Source organism: Ferrimonas pelagia (assembly GCF_039543565.1).
Classification (GTDB): domain Bacteria; phylum Pseudomonadota; class Gammaproteobacteria; order Enterobacterales; family Shewanellaceae; genus Ferrimonas; species Ferrimonas pelagia.
This window is the reverse complement of record NZ_BAABJZ010000015.1, coordinates 1-19796: the sequence shown is the minus strand read 5'-3', so window position 1 is coordinate 19796 and position 19796 is coordinate 1. Positions and strand designations below refer to the sequence as shown.

Annotated in this window: 16 protein-coding genes; 8 read left to right on the top strand and 8 right to left on the bottom strand. The window is 55.1% G+C overall.

Annotated features, from left to right (window positions below; genetic code table 11):
• Nucleotides 1-58: 58 nt before the first annotated feature.
• The 3 genes from ABEA08_RS05880 to ABEA08_RS05870 all read right to left on the bottom strand — a co-directional run bounded on the left by ABEA08_RS05880 (nt 59) and on the right by ABEA08_RS05870 (nt 4220).
• Nucleotides 59-1306, bottom strand: a complete 1248-nt coding sequence (locus ABEA08_RS05880) for a cation:proton antiporter (RefSeq protein ID WP_345334228.1) — start codon at nt 1304-1306, stop codon at nt 59-61.
• A gap of 25 nt (nt 1307-1331) precedes the next feature.
• Nucleotides 1332-2165: an MBL fold metallo-hydrolase gene (locus ABEA08_RS05875; RefSeq protein WP_345334226.1), complete on the bottom strand. Its 834-nt coding sequence runs from the start codon at nt 2163-2165 to the stop codon at nt 1332-1334.
• A gap of 168 nt (nt 2166-2333) precedes the next feature.
• Entirely contained in the window at nt 2334-4220 is a 1887-nt protein-coding gene (locus tag ABEA08_RS05870) for a tetratricopeptide repeat-containing diguanylate cyclase (RefSeq protein ID WP_345334224.1), read from the bottom strand.
• A 287-nt stretch (nt 4221-4507) separates the two neighbouring features.
• Between ABEA08_RS05870 and ABEA08_RS05865 the strand changes: the two genes are divergently transcribed.
• Entirely contained in the window at nt 4508-6229 is a 1722-nt protein-coding gene (locus tag ABEA08_RS05865; RefSeq protein WP_345334222.1) for a sensor domain-containing diguanylate cyclase, read from the top strand.
• A gap of 20 nt (nt 6230-6249) precedes the next feature.
• Here the strand turns inward: ABEA08_RS05865 and safD are convergent, their stop codons facing one another.
• Together safD and ABEA08_RS05855 are read right to left on the bottom strand one after the other, a co-directional pair.
• Nucleotides 6250-7620, bottom strand: coding sequence for a sulfoacetaldehyde dehydrogenase SafD (gene safD, locus ABEA08_RS05860; protein WP_345334220.1), 1371 nt, complete (start codon nt 7618-7620; stop codon nt 6250-6252).
• A gap of 37 nt (nt 7621-7657) precedes the next feature.
• Nucleotides 7658-8413: a sulfite exporter TauE/SafE family protein gene (locus ABEA08_RS05855; protein WP_345334218.1), complete on the bottom strand. Its 756-nt coding sequence runs from the start codon at nt 8411-8413 to the stop codon at nt 7658-7660.
• Nucleotides 8414-8670: 257 nt separating this feature from the next.
• Here ABEA08_RS05855 and ABEA08_RS05850 point away from each other — a divergent pair, with 257 nt between their 5' ends.
• The 6 genes from ABEA08_RS05850 to ABEA08_RS05825 all read left to right on the top strand — a co-directional run bounded on the left by ABEA08_RS05850 (nt 8671) and on the right by ABEA08_RS05825 (nt 14416).
• Nucleotides 8671-8805 (top strand): hypothetical protein, encoded by a 135-nt coding sequence (locus ABEA08_RS05850; protein WP_345334216.1) that lies wholly within the window; start codon nt 8671-8673, stop codon nt 8803-8805.
• A complete protein-coding gene (locus ABEA08_RS05845) occupies nt 8802-9005 on the top strand; it encodes a helix-turn-helix transcriptional regulator (RefSeq protein WP_345334214.1) in 204 nt (67 codons plus the stop codon). Before ABEA08_RS05850 ends, ABEA08_RS05845 begins: the two co-directional genes overlap by 4 nt.
• 278 nt (nt 9006-9283) lie before the next feature.
• Complete coding sequence (locus ABEA08_RS05840; protein WP_345334212.1) at nt 9284-9892, top strand: TetR/AcrR family transcriptional regulator; 609 nt, start codon at nt 9284-9286, stop codon at nt 9890-9892.
• The gene (locus ABEA08_RS05835) at nt 9885-10169 is read left to right on the top strand and encodes a hypothetical protein (RefSeq protein WP_345334210.1); all 285 of its coding nucleotides are present in this window, start codon (nt 9885-9887) and stop codon (nt 10167-10169) included. The genes ABEA08_RS05840 and ABEA08_RS05835 overlap by 8 nt, the downstream gene beginning before the upstream one ends.
• Nucleotides 10170-10241: 72 nt before the next feature.
• Nucleotides 10242-11342 carry an efflux RND transporter periplasmic adaptor subunit gene (locus tag ABEA08_RS05830; protein ID WP_345334208.1) on the top strand — a complete coding sequence of 367 codons (1101 nt, stop codon included), beginning with the start codon at nt 10242-10244 and terminating at the stop codon, nt 11340-11342.
• 2 nt (nt 11343-11344) lie between these two features.
• Entirely contained in the window at nt 11345-14416 is a 3072-nt protein-coding gene (locus ABEA08_RS05825) for an efflux RND transporter permease subunit (protein WP_345334206.1), read from the top strand.
• 129 nt (nt 14417-14545) lie between these two features.
• On the opposite strand, the gene ABEA08_RS05820 is transcribed toward ABEA08_RS05825, so the two are convergent.
• Nucleotides 14546-16009 (bottom strand): sulfatase-like hydrolase/transferase, encoded by a 1464-nt coding sequence (locus tag ABEA08_RS05820; RefSeq protein ID WP_345334204.1) that lies wholly within the window; start codon nt 16007-16009, stop codon nt 14546-14548.
• A gap of 459 nt (nt 16010-16468) precedes the next feature.
• The gene (locus ABEA08_RS05815; RefSeq protein ID WP_345334202.1) at nt 16469-18235 is read right to left on the bottom strand and encodes an aryl-sulfate sulfotransferase; all 1767 of its coding nucleotides are present in this window, start codon (nt 18233-18235) and stop codon (nt 16469-16471) included.
• A gap of 340 nt (nt 18236-18575) precedes the next feature.
• Here ABEA08_RS05815 and ABEA08_RS05810 point away from each other — a divergent pair, with 340 nt between their 5' ends.
• On the top strand, nt 18576-19268 hold the full coding sequence (locus ABEA08_RS05810) for a TetR/AcrR family transcriptional regulator (RefSeq protein ID WP_345334201.1): 693 nt from the start codon (nt 18576-18578) through the stop codon (nt 19266-19268).
• A 144-nt stretch (nt 19269-19412) separates the two neighbouring features.
• Here the strand turns inward: ABEA08_RS05810 and ABEA08_RS05805 are convergent.
• Nucleotides 19413-19796: IS66 family transposase (locus ABEA08_RS05805; protein WP_345334200.1), on the bottom strand; the 384-nt coding region annotated here is incomplete at its 5' end.

The window sequence follows — 19796 nt, the reverse complement described above, 5'->3', positions numbered from 1 at the left end:
AAAAAGCCAATGGCGGCGCGGGGCACTGGCGCAGCCCGCATTCGGAGTCAATCGAGGGTTAATAAGGGTGTTTCTTATTGATATACCTAAGTAAGGCGGCGAACGTGGTGCCCTGAACCAGCAACGAGAACAACACCACAGCAAACACCATCGACTGCACCGTCCACCACCAGGACAGCGACAACGGCAATGACAGCACCAAGGCCACGGCGATCGCCCCGCGCAGCCCGCCCCAGCCCAGCAACAACGGCCAGCCCTGAGGCAGTCCCTGGCCGATCCCCTTAAGCCCGCCCTGACACACAGCCAAAGCAACAAAGCGCCCCAACAAGGCGGCCCCGATCGCCAGCCCCATCGCCAGATAGCGCTCGGTAAACATATCGAAAGTGATCACCAGGCCCATCAAGCAGAAGATCAGCAGGTTAAACAGCAGACCCAGCCAATCCAATGCCAAGGCGATCCCGCCAAACTTGGGCGCTTCCGCCTCGGCGGGTGACGCCGGCTGCGCACGCTGTAACCCCGCATTGGCCACCAATGCCGCCGTCGCCACGGCCATCATGCCGGAGACATGGAGGACGTGCTCGGCTAGGTAAAACGCGCCAAACGCCAGCAGCAGGATCAGCACCACCGACATCTCTTCATGATTCAGATAACGGATCAGTCGCTGCGTCAAATAACCTAACGCCGCCCCGACGACCAAGCCGCCGAAAAATACCTGGGCAAACAGCCACAGCACCGAGCGCGCTGTCACGCCCTCCTGCTCGCCGGTCGCCAGCATCAGGATCAGAGAAAACAGCACCACGGCGGTTGCGTCATTAAGCAGGCTCTCGCCCTCGAACACCGTGGTCAGTTCCTTTGACGCCTTGAGCTCCGTCAGCTTGGTCACCACCGCCACCGGATCGGTTGCCGCCAGGATCGCGCCGGTCAGCAACGCCGCGATCCAAGGGAATCCGCTCGGTGATCCCATCGCCCATTGCAGCGCACCGGCGATCACCCCGGCGGTGATCAACACGCCGAGCGTGGCCAGCAAGATCGCCGGCAGCAGCCAGCGCTGCAACTGCTCGATCTGCAAATGCCAGGCCGCCTGGAAGATCAGGATCGGCAAAAACAGATAAAACACCAGATCGTGCACATGCTCGAACCGCAAGCCAATATCCAACGACAGCCGCTCGATCAGCACACCGCCAAGCACGCCACTGAGCAGCGCAGCCAAGGTAAGATCCAAGCGCAGCAAACGGTGCAACACACAGCCAAAGATGGCCATTGAACAGAACGCCAAGACCGATCCCATCCACACGGAGATCGCCATATTGCCCCCTACGCCCTACCTAAACTTAGCCCTCAACAGTCTCGCTCAGCTGCGCCAACGGCACCCGTAACGCCTGTTGGATAAGATTGCGTTTAGAGAAGTTATAGCCGCTCAGACGCGAGGCGATCCCCTCGTTACCGAGCAAATGGGGCACGATCTGATCCGTATCCAACCCCTGAGCGTGCAGGGCTTGGGCCCGCTCACACAGGTCAAGGATATAATCGAGCTTCTGCGCCAGCTTCTCCTTGCCTTGAGAGATCACCCCGCTGTGGGCACACAGCAAGGTATCAAACTCCAACGTCAACACATGCCGTATGCTACTGATGATCAGGCTCAGATCTTCATCCGAACGCAGAAAACGAATGGAGCGAGCGATATAGAGATCGCCGGTAAACAACACACCGTGGGCGGGGATGTGAAAGCAGTGCAGATCCTTTGCATGACCCGGAGTATGTACCGGGATGATCTGCGCACCGTCCGATAACTGCAGCACCTCCGGCCAAGGCTGCGTCTTTACCCCGACGGGTTTGCCCCAGATCATCCGCTGCAGCAGCGGAGTCGCAAAGCCCTGAGCTAACTTGGCCTGGCATTGGGGAGGGGCATAGGGCAACAGATCACAGTGCTGTGCGATCCGAGCGGCATTGCCACTGTGATCTTCATGATGATGGGTCAACAACACTTGCCGCACCGGATCCTCATCAATAAAAGGACGAACGGACGCCCACTGATTATTCGGACCGGTATCGATCAGGGTGTCGTCGATGCGATAGAGGATAAAGGTGGTGTTGATCCCAAAGGCAAACCGCCCGACGCGGATCGCCGAGATCGCGCCATGTTGAAAACGCTCCCGTATTGGCACAGGCTCTCCATTGCCGACCGTAAAACCTTCAACCTAACTCAATTCACCCGTGCATGAAATCGTCTGTTTTATCGATATCTACGCCTAACTATCGGCGCAGCCCAGCAGCGTACGCAGACCGCCCAACCAGCCCGGCTCCGCTTCGCCCTTGATAAGCGACTCCTCTCGCTAAGCGATGCCCGACTCGACCCACAATAATCGATTGCGGCCCTGATCCTTGGCCTGATACAGGGTGGCATCCAATTGGCTGTACAGCGCCTGAAACGACATCAGCTGCTCCGGCGTGGCGGCGACGCAGGCAAAGCTGGCGGTGATCAACAAGGAGCGTTCACCGATCTGCAGCGGCGAACCCGCTAAACGCTGCCGCAAGCGTTCACATAGCCCGTCAACAAACGACGGATCGGACTCATGGAAACACAGCAAAAACTCTTCACCGCCGATCCGGCCGATCAGATCCGACTGACGCAAGGTCTGCGTCACCAGTTGTGCCACATGCCGTAATGCCGCATCCCCCACCACATGGCCATAGCTATCGTTGATCCGCTTAAAATGGTCGAGATCGAACAAACACACCACCATGGATCGCTTCTGTTGGGCACTGCGCTGTATATGGGACAAGATGGCGCGCCGGTTTAACACCCCGGTAAGATCGTCCCGCTCAGACAGACGCTGGATCCGTTCTTTTGAACGTGACATCAACACCAGATAGGCGGTCAGAATGACCACCGCCAAACCAAACCCCAGCGCGGTCAGCCAGGCTTGTTGCTTCGCATTATGTTCCTGCTGACGTAAGGAATCTTGTAGCGCCGTTTGCTGCCTCAGCAATTCAATTGCCTGCTGCTGAAAGTCGAAATCCCCTTCATTATTGAGCATCTCTTCCATCGCCCGCTTCTGCATCGCTTCAGTCTGTTCATACCAAGCCAATAACGCATCCAGTGCGTGCTGTTGTTGCCCCAGCTCCCCGGCGACAGCCAACGCCAGCTCCAGCTCTAACCGCCTCTGGTAGTGAACCAACTTACCCGGCATGCCCTCATACGCCGTAAGATCGCGCGCCTCGATCAATCTTTGGGCGGCCGCCAGCTCCCCCTGCCGCAGCAGCCCAATCGTCAGAAATTGATCATGCAAGGTCGCAAACGCACTGCCAAGCAGTGCGTCACGATACAGCTCGTTCGCGCGGCTGATCTGCAACAACTGAGCGTAATTTTGCTGTGTAAGCGCGATCTCCGCCCGCACCCGATGGCTTTGAAAGTGCCAATAATCCTGGCTAAATATTGCATCCCCTTGACTTAAGGTGGTCAGACTCTGCGCATACTTGCCCAATGACATCTGCGCCAACGCCACATTTAAGGTTGCCGTCAGCCGGTCGGCCGAGGCGTCCAACCGTGTGAAGCCGTCCAGCCCTTGCTGATAATAACGTTCAGCCAGAGTGTGGTTGCCAAGTCGGTTATAAAACTCCCCCAACTCCACCAGCAGCTGGGCCTCGAGCAAAGCTGACTGGCCCGCGGCCAGGCGAATCGCGGTTTTCAGCAGTTGAGCACGATGCGACTCTTTCTCAAACAGATGCTGGCAGCGGGAATAACGCTGCATCAGCTCGGCGCGAACGACCGGAGAGGTTACCGTCGACAAGGAACCCATCGCCTGTTCAAACAACCGGCAGCCCTCGGCGTTGTTTTGCTGTAATTGCGCATACTCGCCTTGCACCACCAACCAACGAAAACGTTGATCATCCGTGAGTGCCATCGCTTGGCTGACGCTATCTAAACGCTGTAGCAACCCGCCGGCGGCCTGGCGTTCCAACGCGTTATTGGCCGCATCAACGCCATGCCAAAACAGTTCAAAGCGCTCGACTGCCGCCCAATCTGTGCTGTCCTTCGACGCAGCCTGAACCAAGTCGAGACGTTGTCGATACTCGGTTTCCGGCAGTGCCATCAATTGATGTTCAAACTCGGCAAACGTCATCGCCTGACCGAATACGGGTAGCCACGCCAACCCCAGCAGCCCCAACAGCCCCAGTGTCGCTTGCAAGCCGCCCTGCCTCTTCCGGTGTCTATCCATGGCACCTTATTCCCAAATGTTACTGTATTAAAGCCAATTTCAGTGTCTACACTCTGCCCACCCAACAACCAGATCGCAACCGAAAATGGTTCTAATACAATCGGCTAGGACAGTTTAGATGCGTTCGAAAGCTCGATTGTCGGGCATTTTTCCTGTGTGATTGCCAGCCCCAAGCGAGCAACATACCAGCGACAAGCCACTTGAATTCATATTTCAGCGCTGACCCTCGGAGCATGATAATGAGCTAGACTTATTACAATTCCATATTTTGTGATCAGGGAGCGATCATGAAAAACAGCCTGCGGATGCTCATCCCGGTCGTTATGCTTACCTCACTGCTTGTCGTCTCACTCGGCTTTCTTGAGATCCGATTTGAGCAGATGCTGGAAAACAATCTTGAAAATAAACTGGTTCGGATCACCCGACTCACATCCGTCATATTTGGCCATGAAATAGAGGAAAATTCTGCGTTCGATATAGACCGTTTCGTCGATGATTTTGGCTCTTCACTCAACCTGCGTATCACGATCATTAATGGCGATGGTTACGTCGTCGCGGATTCGGAGCTCAACAACAGTGCGATCATGCAATTGGGAAATCACAACGAACGCAGTGAAATCCATCAAGCCAGACTGGAGTCTTACGGTAAAAGCACACGCTTAAGCGAGAGCTTGGGCATTGAATTTCTCTATCTCGCCATGCCGCTTTCCGCTATCAATGCCAATGGCGAATTCGATGAATTCGTCATTCGGGTTGCAAGTCCCATGACATTACTTAACCAACAGATGCAGCAACTCCGGATCTGGGGGTTCTCCGCCGGGACGGCGGGCATTGTGCTCATTTTTGTCTTGGTTATGTTCTTCAACCGCCTCATCGACAGGCAAGCGAACGCCTCACGCCAAGATCTCGAGTCCAAGGTGCAGGGTCGAACCCACGAACTGATGATGATGCAGCAACTGGGTGGACTCATGACCGCCTGCACCAGCATCGAGTCGGCCTGTAAAGTGGTGGAGCCTATTTTTGCCCAGTTGCTACCACAATGCCGCGGCACCATCACCATGCTCAAAGCCTCCCGCAACCGTCTGGATGTGGTCTACCACTGGGGCCAGCGGATGATCGAGGGCGAATGGTACGGTAGAGACGAATGCTGGGCACTGCTAAAGGGCCATACCCATATGAGCCAGGAGAGCCAATTGGTGATCCCCTGCAACCACACCCAGCTTAAAGATGAGGGCTTTGAAATGTGCATCCCACTGCTCGCTCAAGGCGAGACCTTGGGGGTGATGCACCTGCACTTCGTCAACGAATCCGACATGCTTACCGGTCGCTCCCTGGCCGAGTCCTTGTCCGAACAGATAGGCTTAGCACTGGCCAACATCCAACTGCGCGACAACCTGAGCCAGCAAGCCGTCCGCGACCCACTCACAGGCTTGTTCAATCGCCGCCACTTAATGGAAGTGTTGGAACATCAAATCGCCCAATCGAGCCGATTCAACAAGCCACTCAGTCTATTAATGCTGGATATCGATCACTTTAAACGCTTCAACGACACCTTCGGCCACGACGCTGGAGACTATGTCCTCAAACAGGTGTGTCAGGAACTCAAGACCAGCGCCAGAAAAGCGGATCTGGTCTGTCGCTATGGCGGCGAAGAGTTATGTATTTTATGTCCGGAAACCGACATAACCCAAGCGCAAGAACTGGCTGAGCGTTTACTGATCCGCATTGGTGCTCAAGAGCTCATTCATAGTGGCCAGTCACTCGGCCGTGTTACGGTTTCAGGCGGGATAGCCTGCAATGAAGGTAGTGAGATCAGTGTCGAAGCCTTGATCAAGCAATCCGATGATGCCCTATACCGCGCCAAAGAGAACGGTCGCAACCGGGTGGAGCTGGCGAACCAGCCCACGCTAGACGCGGTCACAGATGCCCCAGAACCCGCGAACAATACCACACGCTTCCCGGTCATCACCGAGCACCACGACGACAAGGCGATTAAGACGTCTGCCTAACGATAAAACGCGATGAGCATTCAGAGTACCAAGGTTTTCTGAATGCTCATCTCGCGGATCGCGTACTTCACCCCTTCCCGACCGACACCCGATCCTTTAACGCCGCCAAAGGGGAAATGTTCGGCCCGAAACCCAGGACCGTCGTTGGCCATCAGCGATCCCACATCTAAGGCCTCAAACAGCTGTCGGATCACCCGCAGATCCTGGGTGAACACCCCGGCCTGCAAACCGTATGGGGTATTGTTGATCCGCGCTATCAGCTCCGTCAGCGAGTCAAAAACCGCCAGCGGGATCACCGGGCCAAACAGCTCCTCGGTCATCAAAGCACACTGATCGGTCACTTGATCCAAAATGGTCGGCAAGATCACATTGCCCTCACGCTTACCTCCGCACAGCAGGCTGGCCCCGGCTGCGACGGCCTGCTCGATCCCCGCCATCACCGCCGCCGCCGCATCGGCATGGATCACCGGCCCCACAAAGGTCTCTTCCAGGCTGGGATCGCCCACCACCAGTTGCCGCGTTCTCGCCAGCAAGCGCTCTCGAAACGCCGCATGCACATCTCGGTGCAGAAACACCCGTTTCGCCGCAGTGCAGCGCTGGCCCGCCGTGGCAAAACGCTGATTGATCGCCGCCTCAACCGCCGCATCCACGTCACCATCCGGCATCAGGATCAGCGGATCATTGCCGCCGAGCTCCAGCAACAGCTTCTTATAGCCCGCAGCGGCGGCGATGGCATCCGCCGCCGCCGTGCCACCGGTAAAATTAATGGCATCGATATCTGGATGGCCGATGATCGCCGCCATGTCCGGCAGACTCGGGATGCACAACTGCAACACATCCTGCGGGATCCCCGCTTGGTAGCACAGCTCGGTCAGTAACCTCGCCGACGCGGTGTTGGCTGGGCCCGGTTTGAACAGGATGCAGTTGCCCGCGGCAAACGCGGGGCCGATCTTATGCATGGCGATGTTGAGCGGGAAGTTAAACGGCGTGATGCACAATACGGTCCCCAGCGGCCGCCAACAGACCAGCCCGATCCGCCCCCGACTGGGCGCGTAGGCATCGGAGTCTAGGGCCTCCCCGTGGATCTGGCGTGCCTCCTCAGCACTGGCGATGGTGGTATTGACCGCACGCGACAGCTCCACCCGAGCGTCACTGATGGTCTTGCCCGTCTCCGCGGTGATCAAGCGCGCCAAGGTTTCGCCATGGCGCTCCAGCAGCCCCGCCAACTTGCGCAGCACATCGGCGCGCTCGTGTGCCACCATGGCCTTGGCCATGCGCTGTCCGGCCTTTAATGTCGCGATCGCGGCCAGCGCCGCCTCGGCAGAGGTATAACCATATTCCCCGATCACCTCCCCCTGATAGGGGTTCACCACTTGATAACGCGTTGACATGCCTTTCCTCCTCCCTCATCCATTTGTTGTCGCGAAACTAGGCAACCATACTGCCAAATATTTGAAACCCGATCTGCCACGCCGCCAGCATTAATGCGAGCTTCATCAAGGTGATAAAGCGCTTTACATCGATGCGATGCAATAGCTTTAGCCCCGTCCAATTGCCCGCCATGGCTGCCAAAGCAAACACAGCGATCAACGGCCAATGCTCAACAAACGAAAACCCCAAATAGAGAAATGCCGGGATCTTGGTCAAGTGAGTCATCAACTGCATCATCGACTTATTCGCCACGATCTGCTGCTTGCTCATATCATCGCGAACAAAGAACACCGCCAGAAACGGGTCGACGGCCCCGGCTAGGATCCCAAGGATCCCCGTGGCCAAACCGACCCAGAAGAAACCGCGCCCGCTCACGCGGATGGCCGGCATCCGTTTGGGTTTAAACAGGGTATAGCCAATCAGTGCCAATAGGATCCAGAGCGGGATCAACTCACTGGCAAACTGCGCGATCAGTGCCGTCGCGAGTACGGCCCCCAGAGCAACACCCACGCCAAAATAGCCACACAGGCGAGCATCAACACTGTGCCGTAACCACCAAGTTCTATTGAGATTACTAACCAACTGCACACTGCCATGCAATGCGACCAAAGCGCGCGCCGGGATCACGGTCCCCATGGCAGCAAACATCAAAACGCCTCCGGCCGAGCCGGTAACCGAACTGATCAAGGAAGCAAGGTAGATCGCCATCATCAATAGCAGCACCAGATCCAAGCTCAGTGTCACGGACTCCATCTCATCTCTCCTTGATGGGAAGAGATCTCAACCTACCGCTCAGGCGTCAGCACGGGTAGAGCCAACCCAGCCACAACCATAGGGCCAGCATTGCGACTCTGGTCAGAAGCCCCCGTTTTCACCGCAATAGCCATCATAGTCAACGTCGCCATCGGCTTTGGCATGATCCGCGCCAATAAACACCAACTCAACGGGCTCGATGAACTGCAACAAAGGCTCCAACTGGAAGCCATGGGCTGTCGCTCGGCGTCGGTCTGGTGTTGGGCCTGGCCTACGCCAACCTAGAGCGGACCGGCCTGCTCCCCTTCAATGCCGAGATCGCCCATCTGGTGATCCTAATGGCGCTCACCTACCTCCTTGGCATCCTACTTGGCCTCAGGAAATACCAATGAAGAACCGATTGAAGGTACTCAGGGCCGAGCATGACTGGACACAAGCCAACCTGGCCGAGCGACTGGAGGTCTCGCGCCAAACCGTCAACGCCATAGAAAAGGGCAAGTTCGATCCCAGCCTGCCGCTGGCATTTAAGATCGCCCGCCTATTTCAGCTGCCGATCGAACAGATCTTTGAAGAGCCGACCGACGACCGTTGATGCGGCGGCTCAAACGCCCCGTCCAGTGGAGACACACAAAACCCACCAGAGCACGGCCAAGCCGAGCGTTTCACTTGGCCTTCAACCGGCTCACTCGGCGAGCCACCGCGATGCATTGAGCGCCGCATTCCATCCAAGCAGACGGTTGCCTCCGGCTCCACGGAACGGCAGTGACGAGGAGATCCGGCACAAAAAATACCGACCGTTCGTTCAACTACATTATTGAACGAACGGTCGGTATGCATTAAGCTTCGCACCATTGAAGAAAGAGACATCCTATGAACCTAAAAACCCAAGCCGCCGAACTGACCCGACGTAAGATCCTCGATACTTGCATCCAGATCTTAGGGACCGAAGGCTTTACCGCGTTAACCGTGGGGAAACTGAGCAAGCAGGCGGGGATCAGTAAAGGTGCGCTGTATCACCACTTCGCCAGCCTGCATGAGGTGCTGTTGGCGGTGCTAACCGATTTGATCGAAACCTATGGCGCCCATCAGGAGCTACAGGGCTGTGAAACATTGGCGGCGTTTTTTCAATCAACCGGCGACAACCTCTTTAATTTGCTAGAAAACCACCCAACCATCGCTCGGGCGATGCAAGCCTTTATGAGCCAAGCCGTGTTTGACAACCAAGCACAAGCGCCCATTTTAGCATTGTGGCAAGACAACCTAGAAAGATACCAAGTGATCGTGGCACAACTGGCGCCTGCAATACCTCAAGCCACGTTGACGGAAGTCATATACATGATGGATACCTTCATCTGCGGCACCTTAGGTCAGTGGTTTGTCTGCAACAATGACCAGATGCTGCGCGCCAGCTGGCAACGTTTCTCCAGCATGATGATCGTCTCCCTCAATAGCGCAAAGACAATACCGGGCAATGAATAGACACCGTCGCAATCCCGCACCATGGCTCAGCTGTGTGGCGCTTTACCTGAAGTTACTGCTGCTTAGCTATGGGTTGGTGCTCGCCTTTATTTGGCTGGATGAGCACACCCAATTTCGCCCTTTCCCCGGCGTTTTATCCCAGCAGTGGCAACACAGCGTCGGGTTTTCGCCAACGCTCTATCAGACTATATCTGACGTAGAGATCCACGTTGCGAGTTGCATGGTCGGGTTTCCCACTGAGCCATCCGCATTCTTGTTTGCGTCGCTGACGACCTAAGTGGTCAGTTCGCGGCTAACACTCACCCGCGAACAACGTTGTCTTTTAGCCTGAGTTCAGGATAAACCAATCATGAAAAACACCTCAAACTCCCGAGCCATGGCGCCTCTGGCCCTCAGCGCACTGGCATTGACCCTGCTCACCGGCTGCTCCGAGCCGCCGGTGGTTCAAACCGACGTCATTCGCCCGGTTGCCCTCTACACCATCGCGCAGGCGCGCGGCACCCAACTGCGGGAGTTCCCCGCCCGGATCGAAGCGCGCGAGGAAACCCAACTCTCGTTTCGTGTCCCCGGCGAGCTGTTGGAGTTGCCTGTGTTGGCGGGGATGAACGTCGAAGCCGGTGATCTACTGGCTCGCCTCGATGATCGCGATTACCTCAACGAGGTGGCCGCCCGTCAGGCGGATTTCGATCTGGCCAGTGCGGACTTTAACCGCTTAAAAACTCTGCGTGCTCAAGACGTGGTGTCCCAAGCCGATTTCGATAATGTTAAGGCCCGACGCAGCGCCGCCCAAGTGGCTCTGCAGATGGCCCAAGACCGCCTAGCCGATACCCGATTGGAAGCGCCCTACTCCGGTCGCATCGCCCAGCGCTTGGTGCAAAACCATCAGGCCATCCAGGCGATGCAGCCGGTGCTGTTGATGCAAGACAGCATCAATCTGGATGTGATCATTCAGGTACCGGAGAATCTGCTGAGCCAGATCCGCGAAGACCAGATCGATTACAGCTATCAACCTGAAGTGGCCTTTGCGGCGGATCCCGCTTTGCGCTTCCCGGTCAGCTTTAAAGAGCTGGCTACCCAGATCACCCCGGGCTCCCAGTCCTTCGAGGTGCGCTTCGCACTGACCAATCCGGAGCAGTTGACGGTACTGCCGGGCATGGCTGCCCATCTGACGCTGGATCTGGAACGCCTGCAACCCGACGTGGCTGGGCCACAACGCCTGCTGGTGCCGGTCACTGCCGTGCTAAAAGACAATGCCACTGGGGTGGATCAGCTCTGGGTCTACCGCGACGGACAGGTCGATCCTATCACCGTGACCGTGGGCGAGATCACCCAAGATGGCGTTAAGATCGAAGCCGACCTGCGCGATGGCGATCAGATCGTTGCCGCCGGTGTCAGCCAGTTGCGTCCAGGCATGCGCGTCAAGCCGCTCAAACGTGAACGAGGGATCTAAGCGTGAAGATCACCGAATACAGCCTGCGCAACAAAGTCATTAGTTGGACCCTGGTGTTGCTGCTGCTGGTGGGCGGCATTATCTCCTTTAATGGCCTGGGCCAACTGGAGTTTCCCGAATTCCCAATGCCGCAAGCGATGGTCAATACCGCTTATCCGGGTGCCTCGCCCCAGCAGGTGGAGGAGGAGATCACTCTGCCGCTGGAGCGGGCGCTGCAACGGATGGAACAGATCAAACATGTGATCACCATTTCCAGCGCCGGTATGTCGCAGATCATGGTCGAGTTGAAAGAGGAGTATGGCGCCGATGATCAGCCGCAGATCTGGGATGAGCTGCGCCGCAAGGTCAATGATACGCAAAGCCAGCTGCCACCCGGATCTTATCCCTCTGAGGTGAATGATGACTTCAGCGATGTCTACGGCATTTTGTACAGTATCACCGGCGCGGATTTCAATTATCGTCAGCTGGAAGATTACGCCAAGGTGCTGCACCGAGAGCTTAGCCTGGTACCCGGCGTTAAGAATGTCTCCATTGCCGGTACGGTGCAGGAGCAGGTGGTCATTGAGATCGCCCAAGACAAGCTGGCAGCGCTGGGGATCGATCCCAGTTGGATCTATGGTCTGATCCAAAACCAAAATCAGGTGTCCAATGCGGGCAGTATGCTGATCCAAGGCCAGTCCGTGCGCATTCACCCTACCGGTGAGTTCTTGAATATTCAGGAGTTGGCACGACTGGTGATTAGCTTGCCCGGCAGCAGCGAGTTGATCTATTTAGGCGACATTGCCCAGATCAGCACCCAATTTGAAGAAACCCCCTTTACCCTCTATCGAAGCAACGGCGAAAAGGCCCTGTCACTCGGGATCTCCTTCGTCTCTGGCGTCAACGTAGTGGACGTGGGGGTTGCGGTTGACGCCCGCCTAGCGGAGTTGGAAAACATTCGGCCGCTGGGCATGGAACTCACCCGCGTGATCGATCAGCCTGAGATCGTTCGCGATTCCGTCAGCACGTTTTTGATCAGCCTGCTGATGGCCGTCGCCATTGTTATCGTGGTGCTAATGCTGACCATGGGGCTGCGCTCAGGCCTATTGATGGGGGCCATTTTGCTGCTGACCATCCTCGGCACCTTTATTGGCATGAACTTTCTGGATATCGAGCTGGAGCTGATCTCCCTCGGTGCCCTGATCATCGCTTTGGGGATGCTGGTCGATAACGCCATCGTGATCACCGAAGGGGTACTGGTCGGATTGAAACGGGGTCAGACCCGACTGCAAGCGATCAAGACCGTCGTGGATCAACAGGCGATGCCGCTACTGGGCGCCACCGTGATCGCCATTTTGGCCTTCGCCCCTATCGGCCTGTCCCAAGACGCCACCGGCGACTTTATGGACTCACTGTTCAAGGTGCTGTTGATCTCCCTGTTTCTCAGCTGGGTTCTGGCGATCACCCTGATCCCCTTCTTCTGCAACCTGATCTTCAAAGAGCAGCCGGCTGAACAGGCGGACGACAGCGATCCGTACCAGGGTCTGCTGTTCGCCATCTACCGTGCCACATTGACCAAGGCGCTGAAGCATCGGATGATCGCGCTAGGCCTCATCATCGCCTCCCTGTTTGGGGCACTGGTAGGCATGGGTCAAGTGAAGGAGCAGTTCTTCCCACCGTCCAACACGCCGCTGTTCTTTATCGACGTGTGGATGCGCGAAGGCACCGACATACGCCAAAACGAAGCCAACATGAAGAGCCTGGAGCAACAGGTACGGGGCTTTGATGACGTGCTGAACGTGACCTCGGTGTTGGGTATGGGCGCACAGCGTTTCACCCTGAGCTACGCCCCGGAGATGGCCTACAGCAGCTACTCACAGATGATCGTTGAAACCGACAGCCTGGCCACCATCGAGCGGATCTTACCGCAGATCCGCGAGCGCCTGAACGCCACCCATCCGGAGTTTAATTACAAATTCAAGCTGCTGGAAAACGGGCCAGCGCCGGCCGCGCGGATCGAAGCCCGCTTCTACGGCCCCGATCCAGACGTTCTGCGTCAGTTAGGCGCTCAGGCCATCGCCGCCATTGAGCAGGTGCCCGGCGCAGTGGACATTCGCAATAACTGGCGCGAACCCGCCCCGATTGTCCGTCCGCAGCTCGATGAAAACGCCGCGCGCCGCAGTGGCATATCCAAGCAAGCATTGGATCAAGCCCTGCTGGTGAACTTCGACGGCATGCCCGTCGGCCTGTATCGGGATGGCAGCTACCTGATGCCGATCATCGCCCGCGCGCCAGACGCCCAGCGCCTCAATGCCGACAGCCTCAATGATCTGCAGGTGTGGAGCCAGGAGCGCAATGCTTATGTGCCGATCAGCCAGGCGGTCAATGGCTTCGTTACCGAGATGGAAGATCCCATCATCATGCGCCGTAACAACAAGCGCGTACTGACGGTACTGGCCGACGTCGCCCCCTTCGCCGACGACACACCAGAGTCGATGCGGCAAAAGCTGATCGCTGGCGTCGAAGCGATCGACCTGCCAACCGGCTACACCTTCGAGTGGGGCGGCGAATTCGAGGTTTCGGCGCAAGCCAATGAGATGGTGATGGCCTCCGTCCCCTTGGGCTACCTCACCATGTTCTTGATCACCATGCTGTTGTTTGGCACACTGCGCCAGCCGTTGGCGATCTGGACCACGGTGCCGTTGTCACTGATCGGCGTTGCCACCGGTCTGCTATTGCTGGATCTGCCCTTCACCTTTACCGCCCTCCTTGGCCTGCTTAGCCTGTCCGGTATGGTGGTGAAAAACGGCATCGTTCTCGTGGAGCAGATCAACATCGAAACGGCCAAGGAGAATAACCCGATCCAAACCGCCATCATTGATGCGGCGGTCAGCCGGGTTCGTCCGGTGTCCATGGCGGCGTTAACCACCATGCTGGGGATGATCCCACTGGTCGCCGACGCCTTCTTTCAGTCGATGGCGGTCACCATCATCTTCGGCCTGGGTTTTGCCACCGTGCTGACCCTGATCGTGCTGCCAGTGGTCTACTCATTGATGCACTGCATCCGCTACGATCAAGGCGGTTACACCGCCTAGTCCAAGTCCGCTCCTGCCAGAGGGTGACTTTGGCCCAACGAAAAAGCCCGGAGCGTTTGCTCCGGGCTTTTCATTGGTCCCCTCCGCAGCGCCGCGCCCTAAGGCGCAAACGTGACAGACAGCCAAACACTATTTCTTGCGGTTGGCTTCGCGCTCCAACATCTTTTGGTAGATCTCTTCATGCTTAGGCCGGTAACCCTCAAACGGCCCGATGTGAGTACCCCAACCAAAGCGCGGTGCTTCATTGTCAGCACGCCAGGCTTCAAACGCGGCCTTCAGACGGGCTAGCTCCTCCGGATGCTCCTTGCTCAGATCGTTCTGCTCAGAGATATCATCGCTGATCCGGAACAAGCCGCTGAAAGGCGTCGCCTTGCGCTCACCCTGTACCAGACGAACCCGGGTATCCAGATACTTCCAGTCCCGATCCCGCACGGCATAATGGGAGATGTTGTCCCAGAACAGGTAGCGATCCTCCAACTGCTTCTGCTCGCCGGTGAGGTATGGCATCAGATCCACCCCTTCCAACTGCCACTCGGCCTTAGGCTCGGTGCCCGCGTGCAGCATGGTGGCGGTCAGATCGATGCCGTTCACCGGCTCATCCAAGACCTGACCTGCGGGAATGGTGCCGCTCCACTGGACGATGGTGGGCACCCGAATGCCGCCCTCTGTGGTGGTGCCTTTGTGGCCAAACAAAGGGGCATTGCCGGAATACTTAGGCGCACCCGCGCCGCCATTGTCGCTAGTGAAGATGATGAGTGTCTCTTCCATCAGCTCTTCAGCTTCCAGCTTATCCAGCAACAGGCCGATGTTCTTATCCATGTTGTAGATCATGGCCACCGCGATACGGCGATCTTCGTTCTCAATGTGGGCGAACTTAGCCAAGTCCTCCTCGGTCGCCATCATGGGATCGTGCGGCGCATTGTAGGACAGCATCAGGAAGAAAGGCTCGTCCTTATTGGCCTCGATAAACCGCAGCGACTCCTGACCAAAGGCATCAGTCAGGTACTCATCAAAGTTCGGCACCCGCTTGCCGTCTTCCCGATGGATGGCGTACCAGGACTCGACTTGGTCATTCTTGTTGCCGACCCAGTAGTCCACCGCGCCATCGTTAAAGCCATAGAAGGTCTGGAAGCCGCGGTTATAAGGCCAGTAATCCGCGTCGTCGCCGTCATGGTACTTGCCGATCAATCCCGTCGAATACCCCGCGTCCGAAAAGTAATCGGCGATGGTATCCATCTCCAGCGGCAGACCCCGCGGCATGCCGCTTTCCCGCACCCGTGGGCCCACGTTATCGTGATAGCCAAATCGCTGCTGGTAGCGCCCAGTCGCCAGCGCCGCACGGGAGGGGCCACACACCATGTTCATGGCGTAACCCGCGGTCAACGCCGCGCCATTGGCCGCAATGCGATCGAGATTTGGAGTGACAATGTCAGGCTCGCCCCGAGGGTTGTAACCCACATCGCCGTAGCCTAAATCGTCTGCCAAGATAAAAATGATATTGGGCTGAGAAACCGGCTCTTGTGCCGCCAGACCGCAAGCAAAACCGACGCCCATCAAGGCGGTCGTTGTCCCCAGAAGCGTTGAAAACCTCATGAAATATTCACTCTTTTTAGTGTTATTGGCTTAAAGCGGGTGTTTCACAACTACCGAAAATACGGTCTAGGCGGAAACATAGAAGCAGTGTAATCAGCCAGACAATCGCCCTGAAAGCGCCTTTACCCAACCTTACCGAATCCTCGCTGGCCCCCACACACTGGTGAACCAATAGCACGAGACAGCATGCCTATTTGAGCTGCATACCAATAGGGGTCGTCACCGAAGTATCCTCAAGCATCATCATGAGTTGATGAACGAGGGAGGCCATTCGGGGACGACCGCGACCTACTGCGGAGGATGCGTAGACGGTATGGCCAGTCTCGTCATTACCATCAATAAGACTCCAACTGGATTTCGCCCGCTGCCCAGGGAACCAACCTTTACCAAAGATATGAACGAAAATGGGGCCACATGGCCCCATAATTTCAGTGCAGTAAAACTAATCAGCCTAAATCGCTACTCAGCGGAGAACGCTGCGCTTGGGCTAACAATAACCGCCCGATAGTTTGGCTCCTTCGGGCCGGTCGCATCAATATGCAACTCAACCTTGACCTCTTTGGTGTCATAATCAATTTCGTTCAAGATAGGACGAGTCCAGTCTTTATTAAACAGTCCAGCCGAAGCCGAATATATGAACATCGTGTTGCTTTCTGGGCGGAATTCGGAGATGGATGTGATCGGTCCGTACCAATCGAAACCACGCTCTTTACCGTACTCCCAAGTTTGCTCAACCGTCATTTTATCCTCGTCGATCCGGTATTCTACCGCTCGCGAGTAGTTCATCGTTGGCATTGCGGGCTGTTCGAAACCACGACCACCGCCATTATCGAAAACCGTCAAGGTGTTATTCGTTGGATTGAGCCATGAAGTATGCTGTGACCAACTCCAATCAAAATCACCTTCACACTTGCCATAACTGCACTTAATCTTCTTACCTTTTGCGTCCACCGGTTGCAGAACTTTTGTTGCTAAGTCTTTTTCCCACCCCTCGGGCGCGCCCAAGATCCATTTTACTTCTTTATCACGTCCAATTTTAATTGCCGTCGCTTGGTGCCGAGGACTGATAATAATCGCGTCATCTTCAGGATCATAATCGATCGAATTGACATGGGCCCAGTTCCTTCCTGTACCGACGCCAGCATGATCACCAAATGGCGCATCCGGCTCGATTTTTACAGTCTCGCCTATCTTGCCTTCATCGACATTTAGGCAAACAGCACTGGCATCCAGCGCTACAAGAAAATCGTCGCGCATCGGATCTAATATTTTATTCAAATCCCATACATCAACCAGGTTACCATGCGTATCCACCTCCAAGATATGATCGCGAACGGTCGTTACCGTAACGCCATCAGGGCGTAGATAGTTCTTCTTGGCAGCACGAAGCAGATAATTACCATTATCTAATTCGCGGACCTCATGTGAGAAATCAACATAACCTCGCGGCAAACGGCGCTCCGTTATCATCCTCCCCATCAGATCCATGCGGTAATAGCTTTGGCTTTTACCAAAAATGATTTCTCCATTGGCAGTCTGGTGAACGCCCATAATCGTCCCCCGACTATCTAACGCCTCAGCATTATTAATCGAAGTATCATCCAATACCCAACGTATGTCCCCTTGAGTATCAGTAATACAGTTCAGGGATTGAAAGTTCCAATCCAGTGCGCCACCATTCGCCCACATGATATCTTTAGAGGTAAAATTGGCAGGCACCGTTGAGTTAATCCAATAAAGTCGATCCTCAAATCCCTTAGCAACCGTCACTGGATTGACCTTAGGGAAGGCACGCACCATGTCATTATGGTATTTTATCGGCAAACCACCGGTTTGGATCTTATATTTCTCATTGACCATTTTTCCATTTAACTTGTAAGTGACATCAACCTGATTTAAATAATCTGGATACAAGCCAAACACTGGGATCCCATCATGGGTAAGCAATGCGGTATCAGCGACATCGTAGCTAATATCTAGGCCGTCCTTGCCGCGGCCATTAACCGTGACCTTAACCGCTTCAACATCTACGCCCCCCCGATCGATAACCGCGCTGAGTGGCGACAGACCATAAGGGTTAAGCTGTACTGCCCCCAGCATCCCTTGAGCGGACTTACCGAACAGCTTCTTCTTGGTCGAGTTCAAATCATCTGCAGCCATCACGCCAAAACCTGAACTAGCTACGATGCACAACACCACAGCTTTCGATAATTTACTCAATTTCATTGTCAATTTTCCTCATATGTAGGTCATCTCCATAATCCAATGAAAGCTGCTCCCCTTTTCGTGATGTTCTTATCATCGCCCTATCACTGAGCAACACCCCCTCTTGCACGTGAATAAGATCACGCAACGGTAGGCTTGATGTGAACGTAAGACCATAAAGCCGGGAGGGTATTCACAGGGCACATCACGAACACCACTCGACAAATAGGCACATTCGAACCGTTATCGAGATTTCTTTCAAATTACCCAAAGGACACGCATCAATAAGTACAGATTTTTGACTGACTGGCATGTCATGATAGGCACGACCACAGGATTGATGCTTACTGCAGGAGCACTTATGTCACCAAATAACACTAAGATAAAGATACTGGTTACTGGCAAAAAGATCATTGAAAAACAAGGTGTGGTCGCATTTAACTTTGCTGACATAGCTAAATTAGCCAACATTTCTTCTGGCACGCTCTACAAATATTTCCACAAAAAAGAAGACCTGTTCGTCTATCTCTTTACCGGTAAGATAAGAAGTTATATTGCCTGCCTTGAGGAAGTGAAAAATTCTCCACTGACCCCCTTGGAGAAATTGGTTTCAAGACATCTGGTACTTATCACAATCGCATATCACCAGGACCCCAAAGACCCTTTTAATTATGTCTTCTCCAACTACTCTCTTTGGATGAATGCCGAAGATAATTTACTCGTCACCATGAAGCAGACTTTTATCGAGCTAAACACTCTGTTACTCGAACCATGGCATCATGATTTACGACCTGCGCTACTCTCTTCCGATGAATTTATTGAGGACCTCAGAAATCGGTTATTATGCTTTCAGCGCGGCGCATGTATTCGCAGCAGCAATTCTTTACTTAAAGATGCGGGCCAACGAGTGTCCATCGACAAACACCTGGACTCTTTTATTGAGTTAACGAAACCACTTGAGTGGATGCATACACCACTGGACATCGACCGTATGAAGATCAAAACCCTCTGCAATACCATCAGCGATCACTATGAATGGCATGGAGAATGGTGAGCTGGCAGCGAAGCTCACTCCAGACTAAATTTTGTTCTCTGGTTCGCATCTACATTCCTAAACATTCTTTTGATTAGAATGAGCCCCCCATTAGTAAACTTGCTGTCCGAGTGATCGTAACTGTTCACCCGAGTGAGCTTGACGTTAGATCTTGAGGCCTTCTGGTATCGGATACGGACGTTGCTCGATACAGGCTCGAGTGATCTGTTGAAGCCACTCCAGTGGATTGAGTTTCAGCCGCTTAGCTGTCTCTACTAAAGACAGGATCCGCTGCCGGAACAGCTCGCCACGGTGCGATGAAATGCCATAACTTCCCTTTCGCCATAGTACGTAGCCTCGAAGGGTGCGCTCCGCTTCATTGTTGGTTAGTGGCAACTCGGCATGGCGGGCGAACGTCCACTCCATATCGTCGTCCTTAAGCAAATGTTCACAGCGCCCCCTGTATCGTTTGCTGCACCGATAACTGCCCAGCTGCAGCAGTGCTCGCCAGCTTTTCTGTAATCGTCGTAATCGACGCTGATAGATATC